This window comes from Promicromonospora sp. CA-289599, assembly GCF_050936155.1.
Taxonomy (GTDB): domain Bacteria; phylum Actinomycetota; class Actinomycetes; order Actinomycetales; family Cellulomonadaceae; genus Promicromonospora.
Map to the genome: position 1 here is coordinate 434,365 of NZ_JBNJNI010000001.1, position 15,916 is coordinate 450,280.

Sequence of the window (15,916 nt, forward strand, 5' to 3'; positions counted from 1 at the left end):
ACTTGCTGTCCTGCTCACTCTCGCGACGAGTTGTTCGGCGGGACGTGAACAGGGGTGCCAGGAGGTGTCGATCGCCGTCGCGGACGTCGCCACCGTCAGTCCGGAGGATCCGGTCGAGCTGGCCGCCACGATCCTCGCCGACGGCGCACCGGTCCCCGGTGCCGACGTGGCGTTCTTCGTCCATCACACGAGCGAGGACGGCGACGAGGAGGGCGGAGTCGCCGCGAACGCAGAGACGGACGCGGAGGGTGTCGCAACAATGCTGTTCGCCGGGTCCGCCGACCTGCCGGCGTTCAGCGACCAGACCGTCACTGGCTACAGCGCCGCGCTCGTGAGCAGCGACGGGAGATATTGCCGGTCCGGGAGCGAGGTCGCGAGCCTCGACGTGCCGTGCGCCGGGTCCGCCTGCGACGGCGGGTGAGACGAAGCACTTCTCGGTGTGCCCCGAGCCAGCGGGGTCCGTTCTGTCATCGTTTCCCCATGACGGACGCCAAGCTACCCGCCCATCCGGCGCCAAGTCCCACCCGCACCGCTCCACAGCAGACCCTCACGAAAGCTGACCCCGGCCGGCAGGGCGCCCTCGCCGCCGTCTTGCTACTCGTGATTGCGACGCTGCTGCTCACGATTGGATGGGGGGCCCTGGCCATGTACACGATGGATCAGGCTCAGGGCCTCAGGACGATCACGTGCTACTCCGTCGTCCCGATCGTGACGCTCGCCGCTGGGGCGATCTCGCTGGCCTCCCGTCCCCTGTGGACATTGGCGCTCGGGGGCATGGCGGCAAACCTCGTCGCCTTGATCGCGGTGGTCCTCGAAGATGGGGGGCTCGCCGAGTTCTATCAGGCACCGTTCGTCGAGTCACCGTCCGTGGTCGCCCTCGGTCTCCTCGCGGCCTCGATCGGCCTCGTCATCGCCAGGCCTGCGGCAAGTACGACGTCGGCACGCCGTGTCCTCGGCCTGGTCCTGATCACGGTCGGGGCCGTCCCGGCCGCCCTGACGAACAGCGCAGACCTCTTCGGGCTCGTGACACTGGCAGGAGGACTGCCGTGGGTCGCCGCAGGACTCATCGGGTCGCCCCACCGCACCACCCGCCTCGCCGGCGCGGCCCTGCCCGTGCTCGCCGCGGTGTTGTTCGTCGTCGTCATCGTGTTCGGCGACGAGGACGGCCTTGTCCAAGCCATCGCTATGTTCCTCTGCCTGCTCCCGCAGGCTCTTTCGCTCGTCGCCGCGGCTGTGGCCCTTGGAGCGGCCCGCGACCTGCCGTCGCCCGCAAGGGCCTGACCGCCCCGCACTCCCGAGCGCGTAGCTCCGGTGGAGCCCCTATCAGGCTCCCTCGGCGACCTCGCTGGCGAACGGGCCGGGATCGGCCAGCGCGTCCCAGTCGCCGAACTCGGGGACGTCGAGCCAGTGGGCGGAGACATCGAGGCCGGTGAGTTCCGTGACCTGCTTATCCCCGTTGACCTCCCATCTCTCGACCGTGCCGGTGCCATCGGGGTCTACGGTGACTTCGACACCTACTGTTGCCTGGCTCATCTCCCAGCGCTGCTGGTCGGTCAAGTAGACAAAGTCGACCACATTGGAGCGGAAGAGACGGCCCCGGATGATCTGGTAGTCGACCGCTCGCCAGATCGATCCCTGGCCGTCGTGGAACTCCAGGCGTGCGCCGCCCGCGACACCGCGGAGTCCCGCGATTCCCATGACCCAGCGCGGATTGACCAACCCGTCGCTGCCGATGGTCGACGACTCGACGACGTCGATGAACTCGTTGCGTTCAAACCTGTCGCGCGCCTGGCTCTCGTTGATCCACTCGTACCCCGCGATCGGACGACGGGTCAGGTCATTCCAACGAGTGCAGTAACGGACGGGTCCAGTCACGGGGTACCCCCAGGTGTAGGTGAGACGAGTTGCCGGATCGTGACGCCCATCTCGGTTGCATACTCGAGGACGTCTTGCGGGATCGGGGCGTTCTGCTCCGGGACGCCGAGCACCATCCTGCCTCGGAGCTGCTTGCCGATCGCGCTCGCGGTGAGCTGAGCCTTGTTCCCGTCGCTCGGAGCGATGACGAGGCTAGATTCACGTGGGTTGTACTTGTCGAGCAACTCGCGGATGTACCTCTTGACCGTGTCGGGTTGGACCTCGGCGAGCTGGGTCTCCTTGAGGGAGACGACCTCCCCCCTGGCCAGGGCATCTACGCGGTAACCCTTGAGGACCTCGCCGGTGGTGGGGTCGATCTTGTGGATCCAGATCTCCTTCGCGTCGAACAGGGGGTACATCTCGTGGTTGAAGGCACGGCCGTCGAGGATCGCGCGCATGTGATCGGGGATGCCGTCGGCCCGAGCCGCGTCGCGGTACCACGCAGCTTTCGCGGCATCGTCGGTGCCCCGTGGGAACGTGGACCAGATCTGGCCCATGCGTTTTTTCTGGGCAGCGGTCAGCTCGGCGAGCGCGTCGTACAGCTCATCGCCCGGCCCGAGTCCCTCGTCCCTGATCGTGCGTCTGGCGACGTTCAGGTCCCAGGCGGCCAGGTCGATCGCTCCGCGTTCTCCGCCCGACGCGAGGTCGGCGCGTAGTTGTGCCCGCCACAGGCCGGGGTCCGCCGCGATGTCGGCGACGGCGTACCGAATACTTTGCGCGGCCTTCGCACCCACGAAGTTCCCGGGCAGGAACGTCAGCACCGTGCCGAGGGTGTCCAGCGCGATCTGGGTCGGGGTGGCCGTGGTGAAGTAGTCCCGGATGGCGCCGCGCGGGTCGCGGGTCAGCGCTGCCAGGCCGTGGCCGTGGTCCAGACCCCACGTCAGGACCCCGGACAGCCCCAGGGCCAGGGCGAGCGACCCGCCCGAGAGCATGATGAGCGCGGCGGCCCCGGCGCCGATCGCGAGCTGCGTGATCAGCGGCTGGTCGTTCCACCAGTCGGCGAGCGAGTCCAGCACGCCGGCGAGCCAGAACGGCCCGTTGGTGTCGAGACTGTTGCCGATCTCGGCGGCGGTGACCGGCGCGAGGTCGAACGCTGCCCAGCCCAGCCCCGCCAGAACGGCCGAAGCGAACACGCGCCACACCCAAGGTCGGACGGGCCCGGCATGGTGCTCGTAGGCGAGCTCGCGGGCGGCACGTTGCGCGGCCACCACGACGGCCATCCGGGCCAGCGCCGCGCGCCGGGTCTCGCCCGGCGCCCGGGAGGCGGCGACAAGGACGTCGCGCAGGTCCCGCCCGGCCATCCAGGCCAGCAGCCCCGCCGCCTCGGCCAGGCCCGCGACCGGCCGGCCCACGGCGGGCAGCCCGGCGACCCGGTCACCCACCCGGGCCAGACCTGCGGCCAGCCGGGCCGGCGGCACGACCGCTCGCAGCGCGATCTCGGGATATCGGGCCAACCGTCGGGCATCGACCAGCACGGCTGCGACGAACAGGACAAGGAACACGGCCTGCCGTCCGTGACCGTGGCCGAGCCAGGACCACGGGACTCGTAGCCACCACGGCAGCGACGTCGTGGCTGGGTCGAGCCAGACCGGTGTCCCGTCCGCCGTCGTCAGCGACGCGAACAGGTCGTGCTGGGCGTTGAACATCGCATGGTCCGCGATCGCCGACCACAGCACCAGGACCGGAACCACGAGCACAGCCACCAGCACGGCGGGCTTGAGGACCCGGCCGGCCCGCGACCGGCGTCGTCGTGCCCGTCGCCAACCGGCCAGCGCGAGACCGAACGTCCCGGTGACCAGCGCGGTCATGACCGCATGCGAGCCGAAGGCACCGAACTCCCCGGTCATCTCGGTCGGCAGGGGCCACCACCCGAACCGCACCGCGTCGAACGGCAGTCCGTCGTCGTCCACCATCAGCTGCCCCAGCAGCCCCAGCCCGTCACCGGCGGTCTGCGACAACCGACGTAGTGTCTCCTCCGCCGCGAGGAACGCCGTACCGGACGCTACGCCGAGCAGCATCCAGTCGACCACCGCGAACCGGGCCACCCGCCGCGGCGCAAGCAGCGCCAACAGGGCCACAGGTACGAGCTTGCCGACCTCTTCGACGATCCCCGCGATCGCGACGGAGGCACCCACCGCGTCCACGCCCAGCTCCGGAGACAGGTCGATCCCCGCGACCTCGATGACCGGCGAGGCGACCGGCGCGATCCAGGTCGAGTACACGGCGATCAGGACCGACCAGGGCACGCAGACGGCGAAGAACCGCATGTACCCCGACCAGGTGAGCGTCTTGGTCCGCGCCAGCAGGAACCAGGCGACCGCGATCCACAAGCACCCGAGGTAGGCGCGCACGCTGGGCCGCACGTCGGGCATGAAGATCAGCAGGCCGGCCAGCCACACCAGGCCGACCCACAGTGCGACCGCGCGCAGGCGCTGCCAGCGCTGGTACAGCACCGGGTGCGCAGCCCACCAGCGAACCCGCCGCTCACCCCAGACCTGCCACCATTCCCGCGGCGCCGACACCGGCACCCCCACCGCCGACTGCATGACTGTCACAGCCCGGCCCCCCTCGCCTCGACCGCGCGCCATCGTAGGGCAGTTCGATCCGATTCACCCGGAAAGTACTGCTTGCGGGCAATGGCGGCTACGTGACTTGCAGGGTGTCGGAAGAGGGACCATCGTCGCCGGTCGGGGAGTTCTCCCCATCGCTGGTGGACGCCACCTGTGTGAGACTCCGGCGAGCCGGGTCGCGATCAGCGGCCCGGGTCCGGACCGTCGGAGGCAGACGATGAAGAAGTTGCTCAGCAGGCTCGCAGCCGTCGCAGGTGTGGTCGCGATGGCGACCGCCGCGACCGTCGTCGCGCCGCAGGACAAGGTCGCGACCCTCGCGACGGCGTCCGCCATCACGTGCCAGAGCGGCGGCGACGAATGGGCATCGCCGACGTACAAGAACAGCTTCACGGGGCGGATCGACGGCGACCACTACCTGACGAGCTACGTGCCGCAGTCGGTGACGACGTGGCACAACTGGAACGGCGGCACGGCGGACGTGTTCCTCGTCGCGATGTATCACAAGAACGGCGGGAACAGCCTCGTCTACGCGATGACGCCGGGCGGGAACGTGGTCGGCGGGTTCAAGATCAAGGAGACCCACGCCGGCGGCATCGCCATCCGGGGCAAGTACGCCTACATCACGGACGCGGACAACACGAAGGTCCGCCGCTACTCGCTGACCTCCGTTCGGAACGCGGTGGCGCAGCGCAGGACCAGCGCCGGGCGCATGCCGTACGTGGCCTACTACGGCACGCTGCAGAGCCTGGGCTATGCCGCAAGCTTCATGTACGCGCACGGCGGCAAGCTGTACGCCGGGAAGTTCAACTCGTCCTCACGCGACTGGATGTACCGGTACGACTTCGGTACGGACGGCCGGCTCTCGCGGGACACCGGTTGGGCGCGGCGTCAGGTGCCGCTCAAGACGCAGGGCCTCGTCGTGCAGAACGACCGCTACTTCTTCTCGACGTCGTGGGGCCGGGGCGTCCGCTCGAACGTCTACGTGACCACGCGGGACTACACGACGAACTTCGAGACGCAGGCACGGTCCCGGTGCTTCCAGGCACCACCGATGGCCGAGGGGATGGCTGTCTACCAGGGGAAGGTCTACCTGCTGTTCGAGAGCGGAGCGTCGAAGTACGACGACAGCAAGTGGCGAACCAAGAAGGTGCACGTCGCATCCGTCTCGAGGCTGGCCTCGCTGGTGTGAAAGCGCGCGGTCCGGACGGCGGGGACGATCCGCAGAGGCACCGGGATCTCATCCCGCGGCCGAATAGGAGGCCGTCCTGTCGGCCGTGACCGTCTCGTCACCGACCAGCCCGGTCACGGTGACCTTGACCTCGCCGGCCGGGATCGTCGCCTGGCGCGAGTTGATCGACACGTTCGCCGACGCTCCCGGCTGCACCGCGGTGAACGACCTCGAGCCATAAGGTGTCTCGACCTCCAGGTCGAGGGGGGTGTCCGCACCGTTCGTCACCGCGACGGACACGTACTGCTTCCCCGCCAGGGTGCGCGTCGTGGCGGACACCGACACCTGCCGGACGGCCCTCCACTCGAGCTGGCCCGCGGCGACGTCGAGGACGCGCTGCGCCTCGTCGGCCTCGTCCTGCGTCGTCCGGTCAGCCGCGGCGACCCGCTTCGCCTCGTCGAGCGCGGCACGGAAGACGGCGAAGTCGATGGAGACGTACCGGTCCTCGCGGGCGAGCAGCGGTTCGGCGTCGTCGATGGCCACGTTCAGGCCGGTGAGGTCGACCTCGGGGGCCTCCTGCGGCTGAGGGCCGAACTCGAACCACTGCAGGTTCGCGACGTAGTTGAACTCCTGACCCGAGACGGCGTCCGCCCGCATGACGACGATCAACCTGTGCGTGCCCGAGACCGGCTCGTCGAGCTCCGCCGTCGTCTCCACGTAGCTGCCCCACCCACCGGTTTTCGGCAGGTCGACGGTCCCGACTCTCGTCGTCTCGCTCACCTCGTCGAGGTAGAACTCGAGCCGGCGGTTGTCGCCCACACGGTCGTCGCGGGTGGAGGCGCTGACCGTGACCTGGGTGAGGGGGTCCTGGCCGAGGTCCCGGCCGTCGTAGGTCAGCCGGCCGCCGTCCCAGGTGCCACCGACGTTGCCGGCGGGCGGCTCACCGCCCTCCTTCTTCAGGCCGTTGCCGTTGTCGGCGTCATAGGTCTCGGCCTCGATCCGCACCGGTTCGGCCGTCTCGGGGCCGTCCTCGGCCGTCTTGAGGAACTGCACCCGGTCCAGGTTCGCGACCCACGAGTTCGGCTGGGACGGGTCGGGCGTACCACCGAAGACGAAGTAGATCCGGTTCGATCCGTCGAGCGCCTCGGGATCGTCGACCGTCGCCTCGGCGGTGACGTAGTCGTCCCACCCGTCGGTGAGCTCCAGCTCGACCCTGGCGGCGACGGGACCGTCCACGGCGCCGACGCGCACCTCGACATGCTCGTCCGTGGCACTGTCGCCGGGGTGGTTGGCGTAGCGCAGCTTGACGCGCTTCGGGAGCGTCCCCCCGAAGTCGATCCCGTCGTACGCGATCCAGGAACCGACCTGGACGCCGCCGATGTTGCCGCTCTCGGGGCTCAGCCGTCCGCCGGAGGAGTCGTCGAACTCCTCCGCCTCGAGCACCCGGTAGGGCGTGCCCGTGATCTGCAGAGCGTCCGCCGTCTTCGTGAGCCGGTCGAGCGCCGCCCGGAGGTCGTCGTCCGAGGTCGACTCGTTCGCGAGAGTCTCCGTCGCACCGTCGCGGGCTGTCTCGAAGGCGGAGAACGACGCCGAGGAGTACGCCCCGCGGACGACGAGCTCGGCCTCGGCCAGCAGCGCGCTCAGCTTCTCGCGCCACCGCTGATCCCGTTCGATCGCGACGGTCGCCAGGCCCGAGATCCCGTCGCCGCGGACGCTCGCCGCCGCCGTGCCGTCGAAGGCCGCGTCGGCGAAGTCCAGGCCGAAGGCCGCGCGCTGCGCGTCTCCGAGCGAACCGGTCAGCCGGAGCGTCGCCCGGTGCGCGTCGTCCAGGATCGCGGTCGCCGCCACGCCCTCGGGAAGACCGGGAAGCGCCAGGGCACCGTCTGCGACGAGATCACGCCCGTTCGCCCCCGCGAAGCGTGCGCCGTTCAGCGTGAGAGTCGCGGAGACGTCGACCGCGCCGTCCGCCGCTGCCTTGAGCCGGGTCGGGTCCATGTTCAGCGTCGGGTCCTCGAAGTCCACCCGGAACGCGAACTCGCGGGTGCCGGTCGAGGGCGCGCGCGAGAAGGCGTCGTCGGAGATGGCCACCGTGAGGTCGTCGATGCCGTCGAGCGCCCCGGAGTGTTCCGCCGAGCCCTCGAGCGACAGTCGCACGCGGCGGTCTCCCGTGCGCTCCGCGACGAGGGTCAGCCCTGCGGGCACGTTGTCGGCGGTGATGGCCTCCGCGAGACTGTCGCCGTCCGCACCCGCGAACGTGCCGTTCGCGAGCCTCAGGTCGATGCTGTCGCCGATCGTTCCGTCACCGGCCTGCGCCTCGGTGAACGTCCGCGACGACACCGAGATCGCGCCGATCGGGTCGTAGACCGAGCTGGGCAGCTCGTCGCTCAGCGACGGCGCCGCGGCCGAGTCGGCGGCCCAGTCGGAGGCATCCTCCCCCATCCGGAAGTCCAGCTCGCCCCCGGCGGTGAGCTGGTCGTACGTCAGCCAGGTGCGCTCGAACTCCTCGCCGTCCAGGCGTGCCGACTGGACGTAGTAGGAATCGGGCGACACCCCGTCCGCGGAGATGTCGAAGGTCCGGCCGGAGGGATGGCTGATCCGCACGTTCTCGAAGAACGGCGTGCCGATCTGGTACTCGTCGGATCCGGCGGCCACGGGGAACAGCCCCAGCGCGGCCGCGACGAAGGTGGACGACATCGTTCCGGTGTCGTTGTCCATGGTGGGCAGGAAGCCCTGCGGATCGTTCCGGAACACCTTCGTCTTCACGGGCGGGGTGAACTCGCCGCCACCTGAGGGCGCCTCGTGGGTACCGCCGGTCGCGATGTAGCGGTTCCACGTCTCCTGGGTGTAGATGCTCCGCACCCAGTGCTGGGTCTTCGCCGGGGCGCCCACGTAGTTGAACAGGTACGGCGCCTGCAGGTCGATCTCGTTCGCGTTGGCGTGCAGCATGCGCTTGCCGTCCTCGGGCGCATGCTCGCCGAACATGAAGCTGAGCGCCTCCCGCGCGGTCTCCTCGCCGCCCATCTTGTCGATGAGCCCGCCCATGTCGGCCGCGGCGTACCAGTGGTACTGCCACAGCGTGCCCTGGTAGAGGTTCGCGGCTTCGAACCGCTCGGGGTCCGCGTCGACCCAGGCGCCGTTCGCGTCCTTCGGGAAGATCAGTCCGGTCGTGGAGCCGTCGGCCAGGGTGACGGCGTTCGGCTTGAACAGGTTCGTCCAGTTGGCGGCGCGTAGGCGGTAGCTCTGCGCCTCGTCCGTCTTACCGAGCGCGTCGGCGATCGTCGCCATGGCCCAGTCGTCGTAGGAGGTACCGAGCGTGTCGTCGACCTCGTTCGCGATGTAGCCGCGGCGTTCGTTCGCCTCGTCGGCGTAGCCGCCCTGCGACTGCGAGACGAGGGCGGGCCAGGCCTGGGCGAGGCCGCGCAGCTGCGCGCCCTTGGCGATCGCGTCGGCGACGACGATCGCGGCGCGCTCGAACCGCACGGTGGGCACGGAGTGGGTGACGTTCGACAGCGAGCCCTTTCCGGTGCTCGCGAACGACCCGTAGAGATCGACGACCGACTGGGCCATGTCGCGGAACACCTCGGGGTAGCCGACCGCGAGGATCTCGTACTTGCGGAAGTCGTCCCAGAACCCCCAGCCGTCGTAGTGCGTGTAGCCGTCGGCCTGGTGCACCTCGCCGTCGAGGCCGCGGTACGTGCCGCTCGTGCTCGTCGCGTTCACCGGCGTCCCGAACATGCGGTACAGGTGCGTGTAGAACAGCGTCCGCAGCTCGCCGTCCGGATCGCTCGTGCCGGAGGCCGTCACGGCGAGCCGGCCGAGGATCTCGTTCCAGGCTGCCCGCGTCTCGTCGCGCACCTGCTCGAAGGAGCGGTCCCCCATCTCGGCGGCCAGGTCGGTCCTCGCCTGCTCGACGCTGATCGGGGAGACAGCCACCGTGAGCCCGACCTGCTGCCCCGCGTCCACGTCGAAGTCGAGGATCGCGCCGATGTCGGTGCCCTCGCGCAGCGGCTCCTGGGAGAGGTCACCGGAGCCGCCCCAGGTGCGCACGCCCGACGCCGGTGCCGTCGTCTCGACGTAGTAGTGCATCTGGTAGTCGTAGCCGTTGAAGTGGCCGGTAAAGTCGCCCGAGAGCGCGACGCGTCCGTCCTCCAGCGTCTCGTAGCCGAGCGTGGCACCCCTGCGGCTGGTGAAGTTGTTGCGCAGGTCGACGACGAGAGAGGCCGTTCCCGCCGCCGGGAAGGTGAAGCGGTCCTGTCCCGTGCGCACGTCGGTGGTCGCCTCGGCGCGGATCGCGCCGGCGTCGGTCGCGAGGTCGACGGCGTAGTACCCCGGCTCGGCCTCCTCGTCCGCGTGGCTGTAGTCCTTCGCGTACGTGCCCGTTCCCGGACGACTCGTGTACTCCTGATACGTCGGCACGACGAGGAGGTCGCCGCCGGCGCCCGATCCGCCCACGCCGTTGAGGTTGGTGTGCGTGAAGCCCGCGATCTGGTCCTCGGCGTGGTCGTAGCCGGAGTGCGAGCGGCCCGGAGTCGTCATCGGGTTGATCTTGACGATCGAGTTAGGCGCCTCCGCGCCGACGAGATCCTGGCCGAAGTCGTCCTCGGTCGAGACGAAGGGGTTGACGAGACCGGTGTAGTCGGTGCCGTCCGCCACCGCAGCGGCGGCGGGCGGTTCGGTGCCCGGGGAGACGCTGGAAAGACCGGCTCCGACCAGCGCGACGGCCGCGACCTGGGCGACCAGACGAAGGGAACGAGATGCGAGGGACATGACCAGTGGTTCTCCGGATCGGGTGGTGTCAGCTGTGGTGGTGCGGGACGGCCGCGGCGGCGGTCACGGCAGAGGCGCGGGCCTCGGCGAGCGCCTCTGCTCGGGCCTGCGCGACCAGCTCCTCGGTCCGTCGCTTCTCGCGACGACGGCGCCAGACGGCCCAGGCCGTCAGCAGCCCCGCGAGGATCAGGACGACGATCTGCGACCAGGGCATGGCGAGGACTGTTGTCTGCGCGCTCCCGCGCTCGGCGTCGTCGAACGAGAGCTCGTCGGAGATCGGTAGTGGCTGTGCCACCACGCTCACGTCGTAGGCGACGAGTGGCCAGGCGTCCGGGAAGCGGACGGTCCCGCGCCGCGTCTCCCCCGGCGCGATCTCGACGATCTCCTCGCCGCGCACGGTGAGCTCCCCGAGGCCGAACGGTCCGGACAGGGAGACCTCGGGCAGGGTGTTCAGGCGGGTGTTCCCCGTGTTCTCGAGCTCGTACTCGACGTCGACCGTGCCCGCTTCGAAGGGATTCGCCTCGCCGCTGTAGGACGCCGCGGCCGTGAGGCCGAGCGCTGGTGCGAGCTCGCCCAGCACGCGCGTCATCACCCGGAAGCCCACCCGCGACTCGACCGCGACCTTGCCTCCGCCCGTCGAGTGCACGCTCGCGGCGACTCCCGCGGCGTGGTCGCCCGGTTCGGCGTCGTCCGGAACGGCCACCGTGAACGGCACGACCTCGGCTGCGCCCGCGGGGACGGTCACGCTCTGCGGCAGCTCGATCCACGTCCCGGCCGCGACCGACTCCTGGTCGGCGGGAAGCATGTTGAAGCGGCCCGTGTCGGTGAAGTATCCGTCAGCGGCGGACAGCCGGAACTCCACCGTGTCGTCGCCGTGGTTGACGACCACCATGTGCTCGGTGCGCGACCGGCCCGGATCCGCCGCCCACTCGACCCAGGCACGACCGTCCTCGCCGTTCTCGTCGCCCGGGCGAACCGACCATGTCACGACGTCGTCCGCTGCGGCGCTGGCCGGTGCGGCGCTGGCCGGTGCGGCGCTGGCCGGTGCGGCCACCAGCGCCGAGACGGCGACGAGCGCCAGGACGGCGAGCGGGGCGAGCGGGTTCTTCACGAGGTGAGCTCCTGAGATCGGGGCGGGGCGGCGCGCGCCGGGCGGGGAGCCGGAGGCGTGCTCCGGTCTCCCCGCCCGGCGTGCCGTCACTCGAACAGCGACAGGGTGATCGTCGAGGAGTAGCTGCCGGCCGCCACGTCCGCCGGGACCGCGAGCTCCAGGTCCGCGACCGCGCTGAACCTGCCGCCCCCGGCGTTGGCGTCGGCCGACTCCGCGAGGTACAGCAGCTCCTGGTCGGCCAGACCCGGCTGGGACGGAGCCACGTCGCCACCGACCTCGACGAAGGGCTCCCCCTCCCCCTCGCCCTCGACGAGCTGTGGCGACCAGCCGAGGTGGCTCGCCTCGATCGTGTTCCCGCCCTGCGCGTCGTGGAAGTCGCCGGCCGTGCCCATCACGTACCAGAAGGCGCCGTCCGGGACGTCTTCCGGCGCACGGGTGTCGGTCACCGTGACCTTCGGCAGCGTGCCCGTGAAGACGCGCTCCAGATCGGACGACTCACCCTCCGTGAGGGAGGTCGAGTCGCTCTCGACCGTCATCGCGAGGGATCCCGGGCCCGTGAGCGGCTCGATCTCGACGTCGACGTCGACGCTCCGGGTGTCCTTCTCGTCGTCGGCCATGGCCGCCGAGCCCGCCGACGCCAGCAGGGCGGCGCCGAAGGCGATCACGCTGCCGCGCAGCATGAGGGAGTTCTTGTTCACGTCGTTCTCTCCTAGTTCAAGGTTCTCTCGCGAGGCCGCACGGCGTCGCGCGATGATTCAGGGGCGACGGCTCAGCCGGCGGCCGGGTAGGAAGCCGTGGCCGAGGTGGTCACCGTCTCGCTGCCGATCCGTCCCGTGACGGTGACCGTCACGTCCCCGGCCGGGATCGCCGCCTCACGGGAGTTCATCGACACGCTCGCCGACTTCCCGGGCTGCACCGCGGCGAACGACTTGGATCCGTAGGCCGTCTCCACCACGGCATCCACCGGGGCGTCCTCGTTGTTCGTCACGACCGTCGACACGTACTGCGTGCCCGCCAGAGTGCGCGTCGCCACGTCCACCGACACGTCCAGGTCCGTCGTCGCGTCCGCCTTGGCGAGCACGACCTCGTCCACGACGCTGTTCACCGGCAGTGCGATGCCGTTGGCCTGGCTGCGCAGGGTGCGCACCGTCAGCGTCTCGTCGGTGACCTCGATCGCCGAGTAGTTGCGCACCTTCTCCTGGTTGATCACCGAGGCGAACCACGCTTCGGGTGCACGGGTGTCGTAGTACTTCGAGCCGCTGGCGGAGTTCGCCGTGATGTACAGCACCTCGCCGTCCTCGGCCTCGACGTGTTCCTGGCCGGCGACCTCGGTCGAGTCGGCGAGCTCGCCGTCCTTGATCAGGTAGCTGCGCGTGTAGTTGTGGTCGTGCCCCATCAGCACCATGTCGAAGCCCAGCTCCGAGATCTTCGCCGGCATGCTGTCGCGCCGGTCGATGATGTCGCCGTCGTTCGTGTGCGCGGCCACCGAGTAGATCGAGTGATGGAAGGCGAGCACCTTCCACTTGGCCCTGTGGCCCTGCTCCGCGACGACCTTCTCCATGAAGGCGTTGTGGGAGTCGAAGTCACGGCTGTTCGAGTTGATGTTGAGGAACAGCACGTCCTTGTAGAGGAACCAGTAGTCGCCGCCCGACGACGAGCCGTTGGACGCCGCGCCGGACTCCAGGTCCTCGTTCGGCACGTTGAAGTGCTGCTCGTACGCCTTCGACCCGACGTCGTGGTTGCCGTTGGTCACCACCAGCGGAACGCTGCGGACCTGCTCCGGCTTCAGGAAGGTGTCGTACTCGGCCTCGCTCGGGGCGGTGTTGACCTGGTCGCCCGCCGAGAACAGCAGCTCGGCGTCCGGATACGTCCGGGTCGCGACGTCCAGCGTGTCGATCCAGCCTGCCTCGTCGCGGGCGAGGTTCCCGGAGGCACCCACCTGGGGGTCGCCGAAGAACAGGAAGGAGAAGTCGCCCGAGAAGTCCTGCGTGCGGAAGGTGTGGACGTCGGACCAGCCCGTCTCCTCGCTGCCGACGCGGTAGGCGTACTGCGTGTTCTCCTCGAGACCGTCGAGGGTGACGTCGCGGAAGAACTCACCGCTCGTGGTCTCGCCGCTCTTCGTCGCCGGGACCGTGCGGGCCGATGCGGGGAAGACGCCGTCGACGACGTCCGCCGCCTCCGCGAGCTGCGCGCCCTGCGGCACGTCGACGTTCGAGTACCAGGTGAGGTTGCGCTCGGCCTGGGTGGCGCCGACGTGGAGGGCGAGGTCCGCGATCTCCGGTGCGGGGGCCGGGCCCGTCGGGGCCAGCGACGTCAGGTCGAAGTAGATGTCGCTGCTGGTCTCGCGGTCCTGGTACAGCGCGACGGCGATGGTGTTCGCACCGGGATCGAGCACGTCCGCCGGGATCGTGAACGTGCTGGTCAGCGGGTCACCGTTGCTCGCGCCGGCGTAGGTCAGGTTCTGGTTCGCGGCCTCGTCCACGCGGTCGTCCACGAACCCGGCGACCTTCTCGCCGTTGACGTAGACGCGCGCGGCGTCGTCGTAGGTGATCTCTCCCTGCAGCGACTCGAGCTGCGCGAGCTGCCCGTCCGAGATCTCGAACTCGTTGCGGAGGTGGTAGGTCGGCACGGTGTTCTGCGAGCCGGCCGGCGTGTACCGCAGCAGCGTGTTCGCGACGAAGCCGCCGCCGAGATCCGCGGACCCCCGCTTCGATCCGAAGGGCCCGACGGCCTCCGTCCACGCGGAGTCGTCGAAGCCGGCCGTCGTCCAGGACAGCGAGCCGTCACCGGACGGATCCGTGCCGTCGTCGGAGTACTTCCAGGCGTCGGCGGTCGTGAGGAACGTCTCGGGCAGCGTCTCGGGGCCGAACTCGAGGTAGTCGAGGTTGCCCACGTAGTTCGGGTAGCTCGCGCTCTCGCCCGGCTTCGGGTCGACGTGCATGACGACGATCACCGTGTGCTCGCCGGAGACCTCCGTCAGCAGGTCCGCCGTCGTCGTGCCGTACGAGGCCCAGTCGCTGCCCGTCGTCTCCAGCTCGATGGTCGCGGCCTTGTTCTCGTCGGTCTTCTCGTCGAGGTAGACGTCGACCGACGGGTTCACCCCGCTGCGGCTCTCGTTGACGACGTAGCGCGTCGTCAGCGTGGACAGCGGGGTGGCACCGAGGTCGACGTCGTCGAACCAGATCTCGGCGCCGTCGTAGGTGTTCTTCACGCGCGATCCGCCCGAGGCACCGCCATCCGGCTCGATGCCGGTGTTCATCACCCGGCCGTCGATCACGTCGCCGTTGTTGTTGCCCGTGTAGGTCTCGGCCTCGATGCGGACCGACGCCGCGGCGGCCTCCGCGGACGGAGCGGTGGAGGACTCGTCCGCCGCCGTGGCGGGGACCGAGGCTGCGAGTGCTCCAGCCATCAGCGAGAGGAGGGCGAAGCCTGCCAGCCCACGCCGCCCGTTCCTGTGCTTACGCGGATCGCCGACCGGAGTCGGCGACGCTGTGGTCATCAGCAAGAGGTCACACGCCAATCTTTGGTTCCATACAGCGGGACGGGAGCGCATCAAGGACGCGCCCGGCCGTCACCCTGCTCGCCCCACATGACCCGGTCGAGACCGGCCGATGAACAACAGATGCCACGCAGGGGAAAGATGACAACGCTGTCCTTCCCGAGACCGACGCGCTCAGATACCGACGCGCCGGTCCGAAGCTCAGCCGAGGCGCAGCACAGCGCCGGTCATGCCGTCCTGGATGCTCGCCAGTCCCGCTTCGAACGCATCCTCGCCGCGCTCCTCGGTGATGCTCGCGTCGTCGAGCTCTCCGTCAGGGCCGGCCGCGGATCCACGAGAGGTCGCACCGTCCCAGACCACGGCGGTGACGTTGCCGGTCGGCTCGGCCAGCTGCGCGCCGACGACGAGGAACTGCTGGTCGAGACTCTGTGCGCTCTCGAAGCCGAAGACATCCACGACGCCGCCGCCAAGACCGACGATCAGGTCCGGCCGCTCGCCGAGAGCCCGATCGAGGGCCGCGCCGACCGGATCCTCGCCCTCCTCGTCGACGGGAAACTCCCGCAGGCTCGCGCCGTTGGCGGAGGCGACTGCCCTGGCGGCCGACAGCAGCGCCACGGAGGCCGCCGAGGTGTCGGGAACGATCGCGGCGATCCGGTACCCGTCCAGACCGGAGACGGATGCGGGCAGTGTCGCCTCGATCGTCCGCCCCGGCTCCGGCACGATCTCGTACGCGGCACCCGTCGGCCCGGGCACCGCGTCCTCCTCGCTCACCGAGCACCCCGACGACAGCGCGACCAGGGCCACGAGCACCGCAACGCCACGCCTGCTTCGTCCATGCGTCACCGCCGCAGTGAAGCCCAGCGCGATGATGTATCGGTAGCCATCAG

10 protein-coding genes and 2 pseudogenes are annotated in these 15,916 nt (G+C 69.9%); 3 read left to right on the forward strand and 9 right to left on the reverse strand.

Going from position 1 to position 15,916, the window contains the following annotated elements:
* Positions 1-64: 64 nt before the first annotated feature.
* Together ACQEVI_RS01865 and ACQEVI_RS01870 are read left to right on the forward strand one after the other, a co-directional pair.
* Positions 65-421: a hypothetical protein gene (locus tag ACQEVI_RS01865; protein ID WP_432894070.1), complete on the forward strand. Its 357-nt coding sequence runs from the start codon at positions 65-67 to the stop codon at positions 419-421.
* Positions 422-480: 59 nt separating this feature from the next.
* The gene (locus ACQEVI_RS01870; RefSeq protein ID WP_432894072.1) at positions 481-1,281 is read left to right on the forward strand and encodes a hypothetical protein; all 801 of its coding nucleotides are present in this window, start codon (positions 481-483) and stop codon (positions 1,279-1,281) included.
* A 42-nt stretch (positions 1,282-1,323) separates the two neighbouring features.
* Here ACQEVI_RS01870 and ACQEVI_RS01875 read toward each other — a convergent pair whose 3' ends face one another.
* Together ACQEVI_RS01875 and ACQEVI_RS01880 are read right to left on the reverse strand one after the other, a co-directional pair.
* Positions 1,324-1,875, reverse strand: a complete 552-nt coding sequence (locus tag ACQEVI_RS01875; RefSeq protein ID WP_432894074.1) for a hypothetical protein — start codon at positions 1,873-1,875, stop codon at positions 1,324-1,326.
* Positions 1,872-4,469, reverse strand: coding sequence for a hypothetical protein (locus ACQEVI_RS01880; protein ID WP_432894076.1), 2,598 nt, complete (start codon positions 4,467-4,469; stop codon positions 1,872-1,874). The genes ACQEVI_RS01875 and ACQEVI_RS01880 overlap by 4 nt, the downstream gene beginning before the upstream one ends.
* A gap of 232 nt (positions 4,470-4,701) precedes the next feature.
* On the opposite strand from ACQEVI_RS01880, the gene ACQEVI_RS01885 reads away from it, so the two are divergent.
* Positions 4,702-5,673: a hypothetical protein gene (locus tag ACQEVI_RS01885; protein ID WP_432894078.1), complete on the forward strand. Its 972-nt coding sequence runs from the start codon at positions 4,702-4,704 to the stop codon at positions 5,671-5,673.
* Between the two features lie 48 nt (positions 5,674-5,721).
* Here the strand turns inward: ACQEVI_RS01885 and ACQEVI_RS01890 are convergent, their stop codons facing one another.
* The 7 genes and pseudogenes from ACQEVI_RS01890 to ACQEVI_RS01920 form a co-directional block, all read right to left on the reverse strand.
* Positions 5,722-8,091, reverse strand: coding sequence for a carbohydrate-binding protein (locus tag ACQEVI_RS01890; protein ID WP_432905763.1), 2,370 nt, complete (start codon positions 8,089-8,091; stop codon positions 5,722-5,724).
* 3 nt (positions 8,092-8,094) lie between these two features.
* Positions 8,095-9,585 (reverse strand): annotated as a pseudogene (locus ACQEVI_RS01895) (glycoside hydrolase domain-containing protein); the annotation flags it as partial.
* Positions 9,586-10,419: pseudogene (locus ACQEVI_RS01900) on the reverse strand (hypothetical protein); the annotation flags it as partial.
* A 28-nt stretch (positions 10,420-10,447) separates the two neighbouring features.
* Entirely contained in the window at positions 10,448-11,530 is a 1,083-nt protein-coding gene (locus ACQEVI_RS01905; RefSeq protein WP_432894080.1) for a COG1470 family protein, read from the reverse strand.
* Positions 11,531-11,616: 86 nt separating this feature from the next.
* The gene (locus tag ACQEVI_RS01910) at positions 11,617-12,228 is read right to left on the reverse strand and encodes a hypothetical protein (protein WP_432894082.1); all 612 of its coding nucleotides are present in this window, start codon (positions 12,226-12,228) and stop codon (positions 11,617-11,619) included.
* Positions 12,229-12,299: 71 nt separating this feature from the next.
* Positions 12,300-14,939, reverse strand: coding sequence for a fibronectin type III domain-containing protein (locus ACQEVI_RS01915; RefSeq protein WP_432894084.1), 2,640 nt, complete (start codon positions 14,937-14,939; stop codon positions 12,300-12,302).
* Between the two features lie 291 nt (positions 14,940-15,230).
* Positions 15,231-15,872 carry a hypothetical protein gene (locus ACQEVI_RS01920; protein ID WP_432894086.1) on the reverse strand — a complete coding sequence of 214 codons (642 nt, stop codon included), beginning with the start codon at positions 15,870-15,872 and terminating at the stop codon, positions 15,231-15,233.
* Positions 15,873-15,916: the final 44 nt, after the last annotated feature.